The 15,013-nt window shown below is 31.6% G+C and carries 20 protein-coding genes; 19 read left to right on the top strand and 1 reads right to left on the bottom strand.

Annotated elements, in window-relative coordinates; translation table 11 throughout:
- Positions 1-15: 15 nt before the first annotated feature.
- The 19 genes from ABH09_RS03020 (at position 16) to ABH09_RS02930 (ending at position 13,159) form a co-directional block, all read left to right on the top strand.
- Complete coding sequence (locus ABH09_RS03020) at positions 16-306, top strand: hypothetical protein (RefSeq protein WP_002669594.1); 291 nt, start codon at positions 16-18, stop codon at positions 304-306.
- Positions 296-553 carry a hypothetical protein gene (locus ABH09_RS03015; RefSeq protein ID WP_162664135.1) on the top strand — a complete coding sequence of 86 codons (258 nt, stop codon included), beginning with the start codon at positions 296-298 and terminating at the stop codon, positions 551-553. Before ABH09_RS03020 ends, ABH09_RS03015 begins: the two co-directional genes overlap by 11 nt.
- Positions 554-780: 227 nt before the next feature.
- Positions 781-1,422 (top strand): ApaLI family restriction endonuclease, encoded by a 642-nt coding sequence (locus tag ABH09_RS03010; protein WP_253715151.1) that lies wholly within the window; start codon positions 781-783, stop codon positions 1,420-1,422.
- Positions 1,409-2,599, top strand: a complete 1,191-nt coding sequence (locus ABH09_RS03005) for a DNA-methyltransferase (RefSeq protein ID WP_253715150.1) — start codon at positions 1,409-1,411, stop codon at positions 2,597-2,599. Before ABH09_RS03010 ends, ABH09_RS03005 begins: the two co-directional genes overlap by 14 nt.
- A 118-nt stretch (positions 2,600-2,717) precedes the next feature.
- On the top strand, positions 2,718-3,449 hold the full coding sequence (locus ABH09_RS03000; protein WP_253715149.1) for a hypothetical protein: 732 nt from the start codon (positions 2,718-2,720) through the stop codon (positions 3,447-3,449).
- Between the two features lie 473 nt (positions 3,450-3,922).
- Positions 3,923-4,213 carry a hypothetical protein gene (locus ABH09_RS02995; RefSeq protein WP_002669594.1) on the top strand — a complete coding sequence of 97 codons (291 nt, stop codon included), beginning with the start codon at positions 3,923-3,925 and terminating at the stop codon, positions 4,211-4,213.
- The gene (locus ABH09_RS02990) at positions 4,203-4,460 is read left to right on the top strand and encodes a hypothetical protein (protein WP_253715148.1); all 258 of its coding nucleotides are present in this window, start codon (positions 4,203-4,205) and stop codon (positions 4,458-4,460) included. Before ABH09_RS02995 ends, ABH09_RS02990 begins: the two co-directional genes overlap by 11 nt.
- A gap of 97 nt (positions 4,461-4,557) precedes the next feature.
- On the top strand, positions 4,558-7,008 hold the full coding sequence (locus ABH09_RS02985; protein ID WP_253715147.1) for a P-loop NTPase: 2,451 nt from the start codon (positions 4,558-4,560) through the stop codon (positions 7,006-7,008).
- Between the two features lie 168 nt (positions 7,009-7,176).
- Positions 7,177-7,608 carry an SUMF1/EgtB/PvdO family nonheme iron enzyme gene (locus tag ABH09_RS02980; protein WP_253715146.1) on the top strand — a complete coding sequence of 144 codons (432 nt, stop codon included), beginning with the start codon at positions 7,177-7,179 and terminating at the stop codon, positions 7,606-7,608.
- Between the two features lie 64 nt (positions 7,609-7,672).
- The gene (locus ABH09_RS02975) at positions 7,673-8,449 is read left to right on the top strand and encodes a GIY-YIG nuclease family protein (protein ID WP_253715145.1); all 777 of its coding nucleotides are present in this window, start codon (positions 7,673-7,675) and stop codon (positions 8,447-8,449) included.
- A gap of 116 nt (positions 8,450-8,565) precedes the next feature.
- Complete coding sequence (locus tag ABH09_RS02970; RefSeq protein WP_016518910.1) at positions 8,566-9,198, top strand: GyrI-like domain-containing protein; 633 nt, start codon at positions 8,566-8,568, stop codon at positions 9,196-9,198.
- A 51-nt stretch (positions 9,199-9,249) separates the two neighbouring features.
- Complete coding sequence (locus ABH09_RS02965; protein WP_016518909.1) at positions 9,250-9,447, top strand: hypothetical protein; 198 nt, start codon at positions 9,250-9,252, stop codon at positions 9,445-9,447.
- Complete coding sequence (locus ABH09_RS02960) at positions 9,434-9,601, top strand: type II toxin-antitoxin system PemK/MazF family toxin (protein ID WP_253715144.1); 168 nt, start codon at positions 9,434-9,436, stop codon at positions 9,599-9,601. Before ABH09_RS02965 ends, ABH09_RS02960 begins: the two co-directional genes overlap by 14 nt.
- A 14-nt stretch (positions 9,602-9,615) precedes the next feature.
- Complete coding sequence (locus ABH09_RS02955; RefSeq protein WP_162662613.1) at positions 9,616-9,981, top strand: hypothetical protein; 366 nt, start codon at positions 9,616-9,618, stop codon at positions 9,979-9,981.
- 89 nt (positions 9,982-10,070) lie between these two features.
- Positions 10,071-10,322 (top strand): type II toxin-antitoxin system Phd/YefM family antitoxin, encoded by a 252-nt coding sequence (locus ABH09_RS02950; RefSeq protein ID WP_253715143.1) that lies wholly within the window; start codon positions 10,071-10,073, stop codon positions 10,320-10,322.
- Complete coding sequence (locus ABH09_RS02945) at positions 10,323-10,619, top strand: Txe/YoeB family addiction module toxin (RefSeq protein ID WP_253715142.1); 297 nt, start codon at positions 10,323-10,325, stop codon at positions 10,617-10,619.
- A 109-nt stretch (positions 10,620-10,728) separates the two neighbouring features.
- Complete coding sequence (locus ABH09_RS02940) at positions 10,729-11,673, top strand: VTT domain-containing protein (protein WP_253715141.1); 945 nt, start codon at positions 10,729-10,731, stop codon at positions 11,671-11,673.
- A 230-nt stretch (positions 11,674-11,903) separates the two neighbouring features.
- The gene (locus ABH09_RS02935) at positions 11,904-12,509 is read left to right on the top strand and encodes a hypothetical protein (RefSeq protein WP_253715140.1); all 606 of its coding nucleotides are present in this window, start codon (positions 11,904-11,906) and stop codon (positions 12,507-12,509) included.
- A gap of 86 nt (positions 12,510-12,595) precedes the next feature.
- The gene (locus ABH09_RS02930; RefSeq protein ID WP_253715139.1) at positions 12,596-13,159 is read left to right on the top strand and encodes a hypothetical protein; all 564 of its coding nucleotides are present in this window, start codon (positions 12,596-12,598) and stop codon (positions 13,157-13,159) included.
- Between the two features lie 291 nt (positions 13,160-13,450).
- On the opposite strand, the gene rny is transcribed toward ABH09_RS02930, so the two are convergent.
- Complete coding sequence (gene rny, locus ABH09_RS02925) at positions 13,451-14,992, bottom strand: ribonuclease Y (RefSeq protein ID WP_203232439.1); 1,542 nt, start codon at positions 14,990-14,992, stop codon at positions 13,451-13,453.
- Positions 14,993-15,013: the final 21 nt, after the last annotated feature.

Genomic DNA, 15,013 nt, shown 5'->3' with positions numbered 1-15,013 from the left:
TATATTATTTATAGTATGATATTCGATTGGAATAATGAAAAGAATATAATGCTTAAAAGAGATAGAAATATATCGTTTGAGCGGATTATTATAGCAATTGAACAAGATAGTTTGTTGGATATTTTAGAGCATCCAAATAAAGAAAAATATCCAAATCAACTTTTGCTTCTTGTAGAAATTGATAGATATGTATATGTAGTTCCTTGCGTACTTGAAAATAATGTTTGTTTTTTGAAAACTATTTTTCCAAGTAGAAAATATACGGCAAAATATCTTGATATTAAAGGAGAAGAAAATGAATACTGAAAAAGAGCTGTATGAATCTATAGAAAATGATGAATGGGAAGCGGTAAAAAATTTTTATGATCTTCGCAATGATTTAAAAAAAGCTGCTAAAACTATGCTTATGAAAAAAGAAAAGATAGATGTAATACTTGCCAAGCAAGATATAAATAATCTAAAAGCCAAAGCTTTTGAAGAAGGTATGGAATATGAAATTTTTGCAGGAAGTGTTTTACATAAATATCTAACAGGAAGACTTATAGAGGGATAAAAATTCAATTCGTCTAACACCCGCTCCAACGCTGACATTGCCTTTGTCATGGAGATTGCTTATGTCGCTGTGCCGCTAAAGCGGCTCCGCTTCCTTTATGCAATTTCCACGCCAAGCCCTATACGGGCACGGCAATGCAGGTTAAGCGGTAGTTAGGACGCATAGCCCTCAGGGCTAGTTGAGAAACGATATAGAAATTTTGACTAATATATATTATATTTAGAGATATGAATACAGCATTATACAAAGAAATAAAATCTCTTTCGGATAAATACGCAAGTGAATTGCGTATGAAAATTGATGAACGTACAGAAGAAATGAAATCAGATGATAATTCACATTTTTTAATTTATAGAGTTTTAGGGATATCTGAATCAGAAGGGAATTTAATCGACATATACCAAAACAAAGGACGTTTTGTTTACAAATATGCAGGTTCATTTCTTGAAGAATCCGCAGTTTTATGTTTGAAACATAAATATCCGAATGGTAGTAAAACAAGAATTCCAAATACACTTGGAAAAAGACCTTTGACTTATGAAATAGATTTTTTAAATAGTAAAGATGCTTTAGAAATAAAATGGCGTGATGCGACAACCGATGGAGACCACATCACAAAAGAACATACTCGTGTAAAGGTAATAAGTCAAAAAGGATATAAACCTATTCGTGTTATGTTTTACTATCCACAACGAGAACAGGCTATTCGCATACAAGAAACCTTAAAAACTTTATATGAAGGTATAAATGGCAAATATTATGCGGGCGATGATGCATGGAATTTTATAAAAGAATATACAGGCTTTGATTTAAAAGAGATTCTCGAAAAAATTGCAGATGAAAGGACAGCGGAATATGACTACTGTTGATTTGAATTCTGTTATTACAGGCGATGCTTGTGAAGTATTAAAAAATATTGCTGACAGTTCTGTAAATCTTGTGTATTTAGATCCACCGTTTTTTTCCCAAAAAGAGCACGAATTAAGTTCTCGTTCTAATGGCAAGACATATTCATTTAATGATAAGTTTTCTTCAAAAGCTGAATATATTTCTTTTATTTCGCCAATTTTAAAAGAAATAAGGCGGATTCTTACAAATAATGGCTCTATATTTCTTCATTGTGATAGATATGCCTCTCACTATTTAAGGATGGAGCTTGATGAGATATTTGGCGAAAATAATTTTCAAAGTGAAATTATTTGGTCATATAAGAGATGGTCTAATTCAAAAAAAGGGCTTTTAAATGCTCACCAAAATATTTATTTCTATAGTAAAACAAAAAATTTTAAATTTAATCAGTTTTACACAGATTATTCACCATCTACGAATATTGATCAGATTCTACAAGAACGAGTAAGAAACTCAAATGGTAAATCAGAATATAAAAAAGATTCTAAAGGAAATATTGTTCTTACATCAGAGAAAAAAGGTGTTCCTTTATCTGATGTATGGGAAATTCCTTTCTTAAATCCTAAAGCAAAAGAAAGATGTGGATATCCAACACAAAAACCTGTAAAACTTATTCAGCGAATAATTGAACTTGTTACAAATGATGGTGACGTTGTTCTTGATCCATTTTGTGGAAGCGGAACAACTTGTGTTGCTGCAAAATCACTAAATCGTAAATTTATTGGCATAGATAAAAATCTTGATGCTATTGAACTTTCTAAAAAACGACTTTCAGAAATGATAATATCAGAATCTGGAGTTCTTTCAAAAGGTATTGATTCTTATATTGAAAAAAATTCATTTGAAAATAATTTATTGTCTTTATTAAATGCAATTCCTGTTCAACGAAATAAGGGCATAGATGGTTTTATCAGAAATGATAATTCTCTAATTCCTATAAAAATTCAAAAAAATTCTGAAACTATAGATGATGCTATTGCTAGTTTGGAAAATGCTGTTTGTGGTAAGGATTTTCCTATAAAAATACTAATCCAAACTAATGAAAAACATAACACAAATCTATTTGAAAAAGAAACTGATATTAAAATCGTAAAATATGTAGATTTGCAAATAAAAAACTTGCTAAAAGTCGTATAACAAAGCTTCAAAGCGGACGGCAAGTCAAGCTTGCCGCCGTTTAAGCGAATGTTAGACTCATTTCAATTGTTCTGTAGTTCTTTTTATATTATTATTTACGTGAAGGAGTGATGTTTATATGGAAAATGAATATACTGATAACCTCAAAAATAAGTTTGATGCTATCATTTTAGAAGAATGTACAGAATCATATTTGAAATTTACTACAGAAATAAATGATATTGACAGATTTATTACATTCCTTTTGCTTGCAGATAAATTTGCTAGTATTCCGAAAAATTTTTATGAAATACGATATTTTGCATCTGAAGTTCTTGAAGATTCCAAAAATAATAGATTTAAAGAGTTATCAGATTTAGTACGAAGTGGTAAGTTTGATCATTGGTTTTCTATTTATAAATATGAAAAATTTTTAGGGCAGTTTCTATATGCACGAGGTGTTGATAATCTTATTATGTATTTAAAAAATATTCTGGAAGAAATTGTAGCGAAGCAGTCTGCTATTTTAGAGTCAAGCAAAATAAAAAATATAGCTTATGGTAAAACTAATGATATAAAACGTGGATTTGAAAAAATAGAGGTTAAATTGTTTTTAAATGAAGAAGATATGATGTGGTTTGATGAAATTGTAAAAAAACGAAATCTAATTGTTCACAATAGAGCTATCATAAATAAAAGTTTTTTTGAAAAATTTCCTAATTCTAAATTTAGAATTGGTAAAGAACTTTCATTTTCCTATAAAGATATTTCAGAATTTTATGTCAAACTAACCAATTTTGCTGCACCTTTAGATAGTAGATTAGCACAGAATTTTTTACTTGTTTTAAATAATAATCATAAAATCAAATAAAAATTCTGGAATATATACTAGAGATCAAAATTTTTTATGAGTTACCAAATGAAAAATTGTCAAACATTATTGATTAATTAAATTGACTGTTTCGTTTTTCAATTTTTTAGAATTATATTATATTTATGAAAGGAAATCTAACACCCGCTTCAACCTGACATTGACTTTACAGCAATGCAGGTTAAGCGAATGTTAGACGGATGCCTTACGGCACGATAAGCTGTAACTTTGAAAAATAGGATATATTTTTATAAATTAAAGTTTAAAGCCCCAATTAATGGGTTAGGTTACTTTGAGCAAGAGTGTCTTTTATTATAATGGCTATTTGAGGATGAGAAAAAATAAATTTTTATCTAATAATTTTAAAACTTATTAAGGAAATTAACAAAATATAAGTCATTCCGACGGTTGTGGTGTTTGTAATATTAGGATTTATTGTTAAAAAACTGGAAAAGTGATATATTATTTATAGTATGATATTCGATTGGAATAATGAAAAGAATATAATGCTTAAAAGAGATAGAAATATATCGTTTGAGCGGATTATTATAGCAATTGAACAAGATAGTTTGTTGGATATTTTAGAGCATCCAAATAAAGAAAAATATCCAAATCAACTTTTGCTTCTTGTAGAAATTGATAGATATGTATATGTAGTTCCTTGCGTACTTGAAAATAATGTTTGTTTTTTGAAAACTATTTTTCCAAGTAGAAAATATACGGCAAAATATCTTGATATTAAAGGAGAAGAAAATGAATACTGAAAAAGAGCTGTATGAATCTATAGAAAATGATGAATGGGAAGCGGTAAAAAATTTTTATGATCTTCGCAATGATTTAAAAAAAGCTGCTAAAACTATGCTTATGAAAAAAGAAAAGATAGATGTAATACTTGCCAAGCAAGATATAAATAATCTAAAAGCCAAAGCTTTTGAAGAAGGTATGGAATATGAAATTTTTGCAGGAAGTGTTTTACATAAATATTTAACAGGAAGACTTGTAGAGGGATAAAAATTCAATTCGTCTAACACCCGCTTCAACCTGACATTGCCTTTGCGGCAATGCAGGTTAAGCGAATGTTAGGAAGATTAACCAGAAGGAGATAATAATGATTGAATTATATGACTTGCTTGAAAAGATTTCTGACGGAAAAAGAGTAATGCTTTTTCTTGGTTCTGGTTTTTCAATTGGTGCTAAAAATCATAACAATAATAGATTACCTATTGGAAGCCAATTAGCGAAGTATATTTATACTAAATGTGGTATAAAGGATGGCGATTCTGATTTGCAGTTTGCAGCAGAAAAATATATCGAGAAATACGGTATATCTGCCTTAATTCAATCTATAAGGGAAATTTTCACTATAGCAGAATATGAGTCTTATTACGATTCTTTTTCTCAACAAAAATGGTTTCGGATATATACAACAAATTACGATGATTTATTAGAAAATATTTTTATAAAAAATAAAAAGCTTATCGATAGTGCATCAATTGAACAAGATATTGCATCATATAGAAATAAGTCAAATTTAGTTATTCATCTAAATGGTTATATTAAGGAATTGTCACAATCAAATATTGATAATTTTTTCAAACTGATAGGAAGGTCATATTTAGTAGATACAATAACATCCTCTACATGGTATGAACAATTGAAAGCAGATATCAATATAGCTGATGTTATCCTTTTTATTGGCTTTTCACTTGACGGGGATTTAGATATCAAACGCCTATTTTTTAGTGATGCTCATAACATAAAAAAAACATATTTTGTTGTTTGGGATAAAGAAACTGATCTAAATATAGAAAAATTAGGGCGGTATGGACAAGTGTGTAGAGCGGGAGTTGAGTTATTTTCAATTGAGATGAGTAAAAAAAAGATTGAATATGAAGAATTTGATAAAAATGCATTAGCCTGCTTTGAGCAGCGGGTTTTTACAAACTCTCTCAAAGAGAAAGTTAATGATTCCGATGTTTTTAATTTACTTTTCTGGGGAAATATTAATCAGAAATTAATAGAACAATCAATTTCTACTGCTACTTCTGACTACGTAATCTTGCGTAATCCAATTAACACTATAGTTGATTGTTTCAATGATGATTTGATTCCGGTTATTCATTCAAACATGGGTAACGGAAAAACATTGTGCCTCAATATTTTGTCTTATCAATTAAGCAGTAATGGATATAAGGTATTCTATTTTAATAAACCCTATCAAAATATTGATGAAGAAATTGAGTTCATTTCAAAGGAGAACGGTAAGATTGTAATAATAATTGATCGTTACAACTTATTCTATCATACTACTAAAAAGATATTGGCTCAATTATTATCAAAAGATATAAAAGTAGTGTTATCAGAACGAACAAATATCTATGATGTAACTATTGCAAATCTAGAGAACTCATTAAATTTTAATCACCATGGAATTGATTTAAATATATTAACTGATAATGATATTAATGAATTTGTAAAATTATTAAATAAATATAATTTTTGGGGAGATATAGCTCACTATACAGATAATGAGAAAAAAGACTATCTACAAAGAAAATGTAAAAAACAACTTTCATTTTTTCTTATCGATATTATAAAATCAAAAGATATAAAAAAACGAATAGAAGCCATAATTAAAAAAATGACATCAAGTGAATCTGGTTTTAAACTATTTATATTATTGCTAGTCTCAGATGTTATTGGTCTCAGCCCTGATATTAATGATTTACAAGAACTTATTGACTTTGAAGCTAATTTAGATATTTTACGTCAAGATTCAGATTTTCAAGAAATTTTTGATTTTAAAACTGGACAAGTAGTATTAAAGTCATCTATTTTGTCTCAATGTTTAATCGAATTATTAGGTAGTAATGAATTACTATTCTCAACTATTTATAATGCATCAAAAGTTGCAGAAAAGAGGCATACTTCATTCTCAAAATTATTTGTAAAAGAACTAACAATGTATGGAAATTTAGAAAAAATTTTTCGTAATAAAAATCAACATAGAAAGCATATTATTGATTTCTATATGCTTGCAAAAGATTTTCGATTGTGTAAAGAAAATCCTCAATTTTGGCTACAATACTCTATAGCAATGATTGCATTAAATGAACTTGATCAAGCAGATGTTTATATTCAAAATGCATACTCTTTTGCTCACACTATTAATAATTATGACACTTTTCAAATAGATAATCAATATGGAAAATTACTGATGGAGCAATGTATACTTGGTGATATTCCAAGTCATTTTGATGTTTTGCAAAAAGTTCAAACTATAATAACCAACCCTAGACAAATGCGTGATAATAGACATTATCCTTATAGCGTTGGTATGAAATATGCTGAATATTATAAAAAATACTATTCTAACTTGAGCAGCACTGAGAAAAATTTATTTTTGGATTATTGTAGAGAATTACATTTACTTGCTATATCTAGTATTAAAAATGTAAATTTTGATGCAAGTAAAAAAAGAATAAATGTATTTATTCAAGTAATCGAAGGAGTTTTAAGGAAGATAGACCCTGAGTATAGTACTAAAGGAACTTTCTAACACTCGCTTCAACGCTGACATTTGTTTTGGCACGAAAGTTGCTTAAAGTGCCTATACGGCACCGCAACTTTCGCGCCAACTTTGCCACTGCTTTGTGCGTCGGCAAAGACACAAATGCAGGTTAAGCGAATGTTAGGCGAACGGTGCACTGAGTTATGGAGGAAAAAAATGGAGTATGTTATACCCACAAAGGAACAAGAGAAAACTCTTTATGTTGTAGAGGATTTTCCTTTAGAAGATTCGTTAAAACCTGTATTTAACTATAGGTTTTTTTATGCAATTGCATATTGTAATGATTTAAGTATAAAAGAAGGTCTCACACCTTGTTATTATTTGAATGAAAAACCTATAAATCTGTATAATAACTATAATACAGATGCGAAAGGCTTTGTTTTAGATAAAAATGCAAATGGTTATCGACTTCCAACATTAAAAGAATATAGAAAGGCACCTCCAAATAATCCTTGTTGGGCTTGGGGTAAAAATGAAATATCTCAACGACCAATAATTCATTACAAAAATGGAGAAGAATTAATATATTGGACTTCGGCTGATAATCATAGTGAAAGAGTTACTTTTTATATGGTAAAAAATAAATGACTAAATTAAGCAGTTTTTAATATAAAGAGAGTAAGAGTACTTTAGCAATAAATAGGAAAATGATATGAATATAGGTAGGTTAATTCCTTTTTTGCAAGAAAAATGTAAAGAAATAAAAACTCATTGTGCAACTGGAAGTGATGATATATTTGAGCCAAAGTATGCATTCCTTGAAGGAAATTTTAAAAATTGGCAAGAGAATCAAAGTCAAAAAAACTTTGGGAGAAAATATATATTGTCACTAATTTATTGGAATAAAGATGAATGGCTTTTTGCTGGTATTTATGAAAGTGTTTCTGTAAGTGAAGAAAATAGTAAATATAAATATGAAACCTGTTTGCTAAATGTAGCGAATGAGTTCATTGGTAAACTGATTATTAATTTTAAGAAAGATTTTAGAGCTTCATATTTACGATTAGAAAAGTATATAGAAAATATGAATGTTTTGGAAATTAAGAGAGAATCTATAAAAATTGATTTTCCAGGTTATGACAAAGTAAATGTAAGCTGGAATGAACTTTCAAACTTAATTAAAATAGATTCATGGAAAACTGCGTTGGAAAATCAGAAAGGCGTATACTTAATAACAGATATAAATTCTGGAAAAATGTATGTAGGTTCAGCCTATGGAGAAAATATGATTCTTGGAAGATGGGAAAATTATATAGCAAATGGACATGGAGGAAATAAGGAACTAAAAAAAATAGAGTTTGAATATATAAAGAAAAATTTTAGATATTCAATTTTAGAAATTTTTAAATCAACCATTGATGATAAAATCATATTAGCAAGAGAAACGTGGTGGAAAGAAACTCTTCTAACAAGAAAATTTCGGGTATAACGTTAATTAATAACACCTAACACCCGCTTCAACGCTGACATTGCGGACAAGCCGCAAATGCAGGTTAAGCGAATGTTATGTGGACTGCCCTTCGGGCAGCTATTATGGAGAAAAGAATGGCATTTGATTTCAAGAAAGAATACCGGGAATTTTATCTTCCCAAAAATAAACCAGAAATTGTAACAGTTCCAAAAATGAATTATATTGCAGTTAGGGGAAAAGGAAATCCAAATGAAGCAGGCGGCGCTTATCAGCGGGCAGTTGGAGTATTATATGCGGTAGCGTATACTCTAAAAATGAGTTACAAGACTGATTATAAAATTAACGAATTTTTTGAATATGTTGTTCCTCCGTTGGAAGGTTTTTGGTGGCAGGCCGGGATTGACGGCGTAGACTATTCAGACAAATCAAGCTTCAATTGGATTTCGGTAATTCGTATTCCAGATTTTGTTACAAAAAAAGATTTTGATTGGGCTGTAAAGACTGCTGCTGAAAAGAAAAAAATCGATTGCTCCTCTGCGGAATTTCTATCGATTGAAGAAGGCTTGTGCGTTCAGATAATGCATAACGGTTCTTATGACGATGAACCGACAAGCGTAAAAATTATGGATGATTTCATTCGATCAAATGGATATGAAAACGATATGACGGAAAAACGTTTGCACCATGAAATTTATCTTTCAGACCCCAGAAAAAGTTCTCCGGAAAAATGGAAAACGGTCATCAGGCATCCGATAAAAAAAACATAATTTTGTGAAAAATTGTTTGAAATATGGTATAATGAAAGTTGGAGGTGCAATATGTCAGATACCGCTTACGCAGATTTTACGGAACAAGTACTTTCTCTTTCCTATGAACAGACAATTATTTTAATGGAAAAAATGCTCGAGTCTTTGAAAAAAAAACGGAATGAAGAAAACTATGCCGAAATGGAAACTGATATTGCCCGAGGTTCAATGAACACTATGTGGGAGGAATTAAAAAATGACACATGGTGAGATATGGACAATTGATTTTGGGCAGCCGGTAGGCAGTTTGCCGTCAAAAATACGTCCTGTCGTCGTAATGCAAAATGATTTGCTCGGAATAAAAGATCTGAATACAGTTGTGGTAATTCCTTGTTATGTGTACAATGCCAGTGGCGGCGTTTGATTATCTATTGAATTATGGAAAAAAAGAATAAAATTGTTTTATCAGTAATTGTATTTTTTATTGCCTCATTGTGTATCTTTTATATATCAAATAAAAAAACTAAATTTGATAAAAATAAATGGGATAAAGTAAGTCATAGATTTGAAATGTCTGATGATTTAATTCAAATATTAGAAAAGAAAAGGCTAAATAAGGAAAAAGTTTTAGAGTTACTTGGAACTACAGCCGTTGAAATGGAATACACTCAAGATAATGAATTGTCATATTTCTTAAAGCAAGGATCTATTTTTACCCTTGGAATGCCTTTTACCTATTTATCAATTAAATTCGATGATAGTGGAAATTATATTTCATCAAAGATATATTCCTTTGAATTTTAATGAAACTTCGGTTTTTAACATTAAAGAATAGACAAAAAGTATATTGACGTACGTAATAGTGTACATTATACTAATGATAGAGGTCTTATATGCATGCGATGAACGTAACTCAAGCGAGGGCAAAGCTTTTTCAGCTTATTGCAAATGTAAATTTCAATTCAGAACCAATTACTCTTACAAATAGTAAAGGAAAAAATGCTGTATTAATTGGCGAAGATGATTGGAATGCGATTCAGGAGACTTTATATTTAAACTCGATTCCAGGAATGTATGATTCTCTTAAAAGTGGAATTGAAACTCCATTAAGCGAATGTATTTCAGAAAAAGATGTAGAGTGGTAAATGTATAAAATTGTATATGAAAAACAAGCTATAAAGGATATACAGAATTTGAAATCAGCAAAACTGGATAGTAAAGCCAAAGAACTGATAGAAATTGTTAGGAAATATCCCTTTCAAAATCAACCACCATATGAAGCTTTGGTAGGAAATTTGTCAGGTCTTTTTTCCAGAAGATTAAACATTCAGCATAGATTTGTCTATCAAGTTTATGTTGGAAAAATGGTAGAAGATAGTATTGAATATGAGGGCACAGTAAAAATTATTAGAATGTGGTCACACTATGAGAATTTGAAATAACACATAACACCGTTTTCAAAGCTGACAACGCAGACAAGCTGCGTTGCAGTTTAAAACAATGTTATGCTCACACGCTATAGGCGTGGTTTTCAGAAAAAGGGGGAATAGGATGGTTTTTCCAGGTTTAAAAAAATTGGGCAAAGAATTTGGGTTCAAAAATAACGGAACATATTTTTATGGATTTATAAATAATACATATGTTATGTTTGCAGATGGGGCGAATCAGAAAAATGTGAATTTCATATTTCCAATTGAATTAAATGAAGATGATAAAAAGAAAATTTTATCTTGGAAAAGGAAAGGATATGCAAAAAGTATAGATTTTTTTGACGATCAGTCTTTTGATGTTCATATTGTATTTACAGAATATTTTTTACCTTTCAAAATTTCAAAAATAAAAGAAGTAATCGATGACATAACTGGGTATATTAAACAAAAATACCCACAAGAAAAATCAAAATGCAGTGGAGATAACTGTACAGCAACAGATGGACTTAATATATTTGATGTTGATGGTATTCCGGTTCCAATGTGTTCTTCTTGTGCAAAAAGATTAGAAACTAAAATTAACAATGCGTATGAAGATTTTAGGCTCCAACCAAATAATTATCTTCAAGGTTCAATAGCAGCAATAGTTTTTTCTATTCCTGGAATATTAGTAACATTCATTTTATTTTTGTTAGGTAGAATCGCAGGTGCGTCAGGTTTAATATATTTTTATCTTTCACAAAAAGGCTATGTTTGGGCAAAAGGCAAAATGAACAAGATGGGTGTACTTATAATTTCTTTAATAAGTTTGGTATATACGGCTGTTGGAGTATATTTAAGTTATATTGCTGTTATTATAAAAGAAGTATTAAAGCTTCCAGAAATAAAAGGGTATCCAATATTTGAAATTGTAAAGCTTTCTTTTGAATCAGTAAGAGAACCTGAAGTCAAAAGAGAATTACTTACAAATATATATTTATCGTTGTTTTTGTGTGGTATTTGTATTTTACTAAATATGATTCAGTTATTAAAATCAACTGGCAAGGTAAAAATAAAAAAAGCATAACAAGGTTTTCAAAGCCGATAAAACCTTTGTCACAAAAGTTGCTTTCCGCAGCTTTGCGCCGCTTCAACCTGACATTACAGACAGACCGCAAGTGCAGATTAAGCGAATGTTATACACACTGTGCTGAAAGTTAAGGGGTAAAAATGTATTATTTTATTAAAGATCATAATTTGTTATCCTCAATAAATTACCTATTGATTTCGTTTGTTTTAATATGTGTTGGATTATGTGTGACAATATTGTGCAATAAAGTGAGTAAAAAAAAATTAGATGCAAGAAGAAAATCTAATATTCAAAAGACTGATGAATTCGTGCACGAAAATATTGAAATTTATGAAATGCTTTTAAATAATTTATGGAAAAATAAGAAAAGAGAATATTTTAGTTATAAAGTCTCTATATATTTAATTGTAATTTATGTTATTCTTAATATAATTTCTTTTATTTTAAAGGGTCAATTATTTAGCAACAAAGCAATTTGCATCTTATATAATCTTTATTGGATGGTTTTGCTGATTCTACTAATTAATACATATAATTTCATTATCGATAAAAAAGAATGGAAATTTTTACAAACAAAAAGTTCGATAACTTTTACAGATAAATATGTTCTCGAAAATAATGAAAAAATAAAATTAGTAGTATATTCTAATGAAGATGAATCTTGGCAATTTTTATCTGGCAGACAATTGAATACTGAAGATGCTAGAGTTGTGGCATTAGAAGAAATAATTATTAAATATCCATTGTATGAAGCAATGTATATATTGCCAAAAGGCTATGTTGCTTCAAAAACAAAAAATAGATGGATTATTACTAAAGAACAAAACGTCTAACACCGTTTTCAAAGCCGATATTGTACTTTCATGTAATGCGGTTTAAAATAATGTTAGGTTGACACCTACGGCGCGAAGGAGAAAAAATGAGAAAACTCTTTTTATTATTAGTATTGGTAGTTATTGGAAGCCATGGTTTCCCCAATGAGTATGAACCTAAAAAAATGTTTACGGAAGTGAATGATGATGTTGCAATGTATTTGGGAGGCGTGGTTGCAAAAGGAACAGGGGTAACAGCATTGCAGACCAATATCGTACCTCAAGGAAAAGCTGATATTGTAATAACATCTGCGGCAGGAAAAAAATTTGAAATAACAGGAATGAAATGCACTTCTATGGTACAGGCCTTGGATACAAGTAATAATGAAGTAGCTTATATGGTTACATTATTTACCGTAAAAGAATCTTCAGTCAAAAAACTAAATAAGCAAGTTAAGAAGAATCAAGTAAAGTTCTCCACCTTGCTTAATACACTTGGCGAAAAGGATTTAGATTCAGAAATGGCAGGAACTGCAGAAGAACCGGATACGAATACTTTTACTAAACTTAGAAATTTGCAGGTATATGATATCTTTGTGAAAACATTCGAAGGCAAAGAGATACATCTTCAAATTTATGTAGAAAATTTCCATGACGCTAAGGATTTGTAATTATTTGAAGCAAAAAATAGGTGATCAAGCACAATTTGCTGGGTATATAATCCGAACAACTCTGACATCACTTTTTATATTTCGTTGAAAAATACTTCCAATCGAGCTTAAACTACAAAATAATTAATTTTATTATTGCTGTTATTAGTCATATAGTTATTACGGGTTTTATTATTAAAATTTATATAGAACTTATGTAGTAAATAATAAAAAAGCCGCCCTATTAAGGACGGCTTTTTACTACTCATTACCAATTACCGGTAAATGGAATTGCTTTACCGAACATTTCCGCTATCGTGCGTATTCGATAATACGTGTTTCGCGGATGAGCGTTACCCGAATACGGCCAGGATACTTCAAATCGTTTTCAATCTTTTTCGCAATATCCCTGCCCAAGGCCTTTACTTCTTGATCGGGTATCTTTTCATTGTTTACCAATACCCGCAGCTCACGGCCTGCTTGGATTGCATACGCTTTCTCAACGCCTTGGAACCCTTCTGCAATTGCTTCAAGGTTTTCAAGCCGTCTGACGTAATTGTCCATCGTTTCGCGGCGGGCGCCCGGCCGTGCGGCGGAAATAGCATCGGCAATCTGTACCAGTACGGATTCCACACAGGACGGCTCAATATCATTATGGTGCGAACCGACCGCATTGACGATACGCGGATCGAGGCTCATCTTCCGCGTCATCTCCATACCGACTTCGGCGTGGTTCTTGTCGGAATCGGCTTCGGCACCTTTACCGATATCATGCAGTAAACCGCCGCGTTTTGCAATTTCCACATTTGCGCCGATTTCTGCGGCAAGCGTACCTGCCAAAATAGCAACCTCTTTGGAATGCTGCAATACGTTCTGTCCGTAGCTCGTTCTAAAATGCAGGCGGCCGAGCGCACGCACCATTTCCTGTCCCATATCGTGAATACCGAGGTCAAAGAGTACTTTTTCCCCTTCTTCATACACGGTTTGCGAAATTTCGCGCGTAACCTTCTGTACGATTTCTTCAATTCGCGCAGGGTGAATCCGGCCATCTAGGATAAGCCGTTCCAATGCGATACGGGCAATTTCTTTCCGCACCGGATCAAAACAGGAAATAACCACCGCCTCGGGCGTATCATCGATAATAATATCGACACCGGTCAAGGTTTCCAGCGCACGTATATTGCGCCCCTCACGCCCGATAATCCGCCCCTTCATTTCATCACTCGGCAAGCTCACCGTAGAAACGGTTATATCGCTTGTTGTCTCCGTAGTCAGCCGCTGAATGGTCGTAACCAAGATATCACGCGCTTTTTTTTCAGCGGTAAGGTTCGCTTCTTCTTCTATTCTATTGATAAGAACCTGCGCATCCTTCTTCGCCTCATTTGCAAGGCTCTGGATAATTAAATCCTTGGCCTGCGCCTGTGTTAAACCGGAAATCCGCTCCAGCTCTTCCTTATACCGTTCTTCCTCCCCATCCAAGACTTTTTCACGTTCGTCAAGCGCATCCTCCCGCTCAACGAGTTGCTTTTCATTTTTTTCTGCCAATTCCAGCCGTTTATCCAGCTGCTCTTCTTTTTGGGTTAAGCGGCGTTCCATCCGTTGAAGGTCGCTTCTCCGTTCGCGGTTCTCTCGTTCTTGTTGATTTCTTTCCCGAATAAGTTGTTCTTTTGCCTCAAGAAGGATATCCTTCTTTTGAGCTTCAGCCTCTTTTATAGCCTCCTGTAAAACCCGCTCTGCACGCTGTTCAGAAGCAGATAGTTGAAATCTGGCATACAGCCAGCGAATCGTCCATCCAAGAATTAAACCGATAATTACGAGAGCAATACACACGATCACCATCATGATTCCAGACATGTTTGCTCCTTATAACAGTAG

It is taken from the genome of Treponema sp. OMZ 803, assembly GCF_024181165.1.
GTDB lineage: Bacteria > Spirochaetota > Spirochaetia > Treponematales > Treponemataceae > Treponema.
This window is presented reverse-complemented; position numbering and strand designations above follow the sequence as displayed.

What these genes read in the sequence shown, in the direction of transcription:
- ABH09_RS02995 (WP_002669594.1), top strand. Translation starts at nt 3,923, where the DNA reads ATGATATTCGATTGGAATAATGAAAAGAATATAATGCTTAAAAGAGAT.
- rny (WP_203232439.1), bottom strand. Translation starts at nt 14,992, where the DNA reads ATGTCTGGAATCATGATGGTGATCGTGTGTATTGCTCTCGTAATTATC.
- ABH09_RS02930 (WP_253715139.1), top strand. Translation starts at nt 12,596, where the DNA reads ATGAGAAAACTCTTTTTATTATTAGTATTGGTAGTTATTGGAAGCCAT.
- ABH09_RS02990 (WP_253715148.1), top strand. Translation starts at nt 4,203, where the DNA reads ATGAATACTGAAAAAGAGCTGTATGAATCTATAGAAAATGATGAATGG.
- ABH09_RS03015 (WP_162664135.1), top strand. Translation starts at nt 296, where the DNA reads ATGAATACTGAAAAAGAGCTGTATGAATCTATAGAAAATGATGAATGG.
- ABH09_RS02950 (WP_253715143.1), top strand. Translation starts at nt 10,071, where the DNA reads ATGCATGCGATGAACGTAACTCAAGCGAGGGCAAAGCTTTTTCAGCTT.
- ABH09_RS03005 (WP_253715150.1), top strand. Translation starts at nt 1,409, where the DNA reads ATGACTACTGTTGATTTGAATTCTGTTATTACAGGCGATGCTTGTGAA.
- ABH09_RS03020 (WP_002669594.1), top strand. Translation starts at nt 16, where the DNA reads ATGATATTCGATTGGAATAATGAAAAGAATATAATGCTTAAAAGAGAT.
- ABH09_RS02955 (WP_162662613.1), top strand. Translation starts at nt 9,616, where the DNA reads ATGGAAAAAAAGAATAAAATTGTTTTATCAGTAATTGTATTTTTTATT.
- ABH09_RS02965 (WP_016518909.1), top strand. Translation starts at nt 9,250, where the DNA reads ATGTCAGATACCGCTTACGCAGATTTTACGGAACAAGTACTTTCTCTT.
- ABH09_RS02975 (WP_253715145.1), top strand. Translation starts at nt 7,673, where the DNA reads ATGAATATAGGTAGGTTAATTCCTTTTTTGCAAGAAAAATGTAAAGAA.
- ABH09_RS02980 (WP_253715146.1), top strand. Translation starts at nt 7,177, where the DNA reads ATGGAGTATGTTATACCCACAAAGGAACAAGAGAAAACTCTTTATGTT.
- ABH09_RS02985 (WP_253715147.1), top strand. Translation starts at nt 4,558, where the DNA reads ATGATTGAATTATATGACTTGCTTGAAAAGATTTCTGACGGAAAAAGA.
- ABH09_RS03010 (WP_253715151.1), top strand. Translation starts at nt 781, where the DNA reads ATGAATACAGCATTATACAAAGAAATAAAATCTCTTTCGGATAAATAC.
- ABH09_RS02960 (WP_253715144.1), top strand. Translation starts at nt 9,434, where the DNA reads ATGACACATGGTGAGATATGGACAATTGATTTTGGGCAGCCGGTAGGC.
- ABH09_RS02940 (WP_253715141.1), top strand. Translation starts at nt 10,729, where the DNA reads ATGGTTTTTCCAGGTTTAAAAAAATTGGGCAAAGAATTTGGGTTCAAA.
- ABH09_RS03000 (WP_253715149.1), top strand. Translation starts at nt 2,718, where the DNA reads ATGGAAAATGAATATACTGATAACCTCAAAAATAAGTTTGATGCTATC.
- ABH09_RS02970 (WP_016518910.1), top strand. Translation starts at nt 8,566, where the DNA reads ATGGCATTTGATTTCAAGAAAGAATACCGGGAATTTTATCTTCCCAAA.
- ABH09_RS02945 (WP_253715142.1), top strand. Translation starts at nt 10,323, where the DNA reads ATGTATAAAATTGTATATGAAAAACAAGCTATAAAGGATATACAGAAT.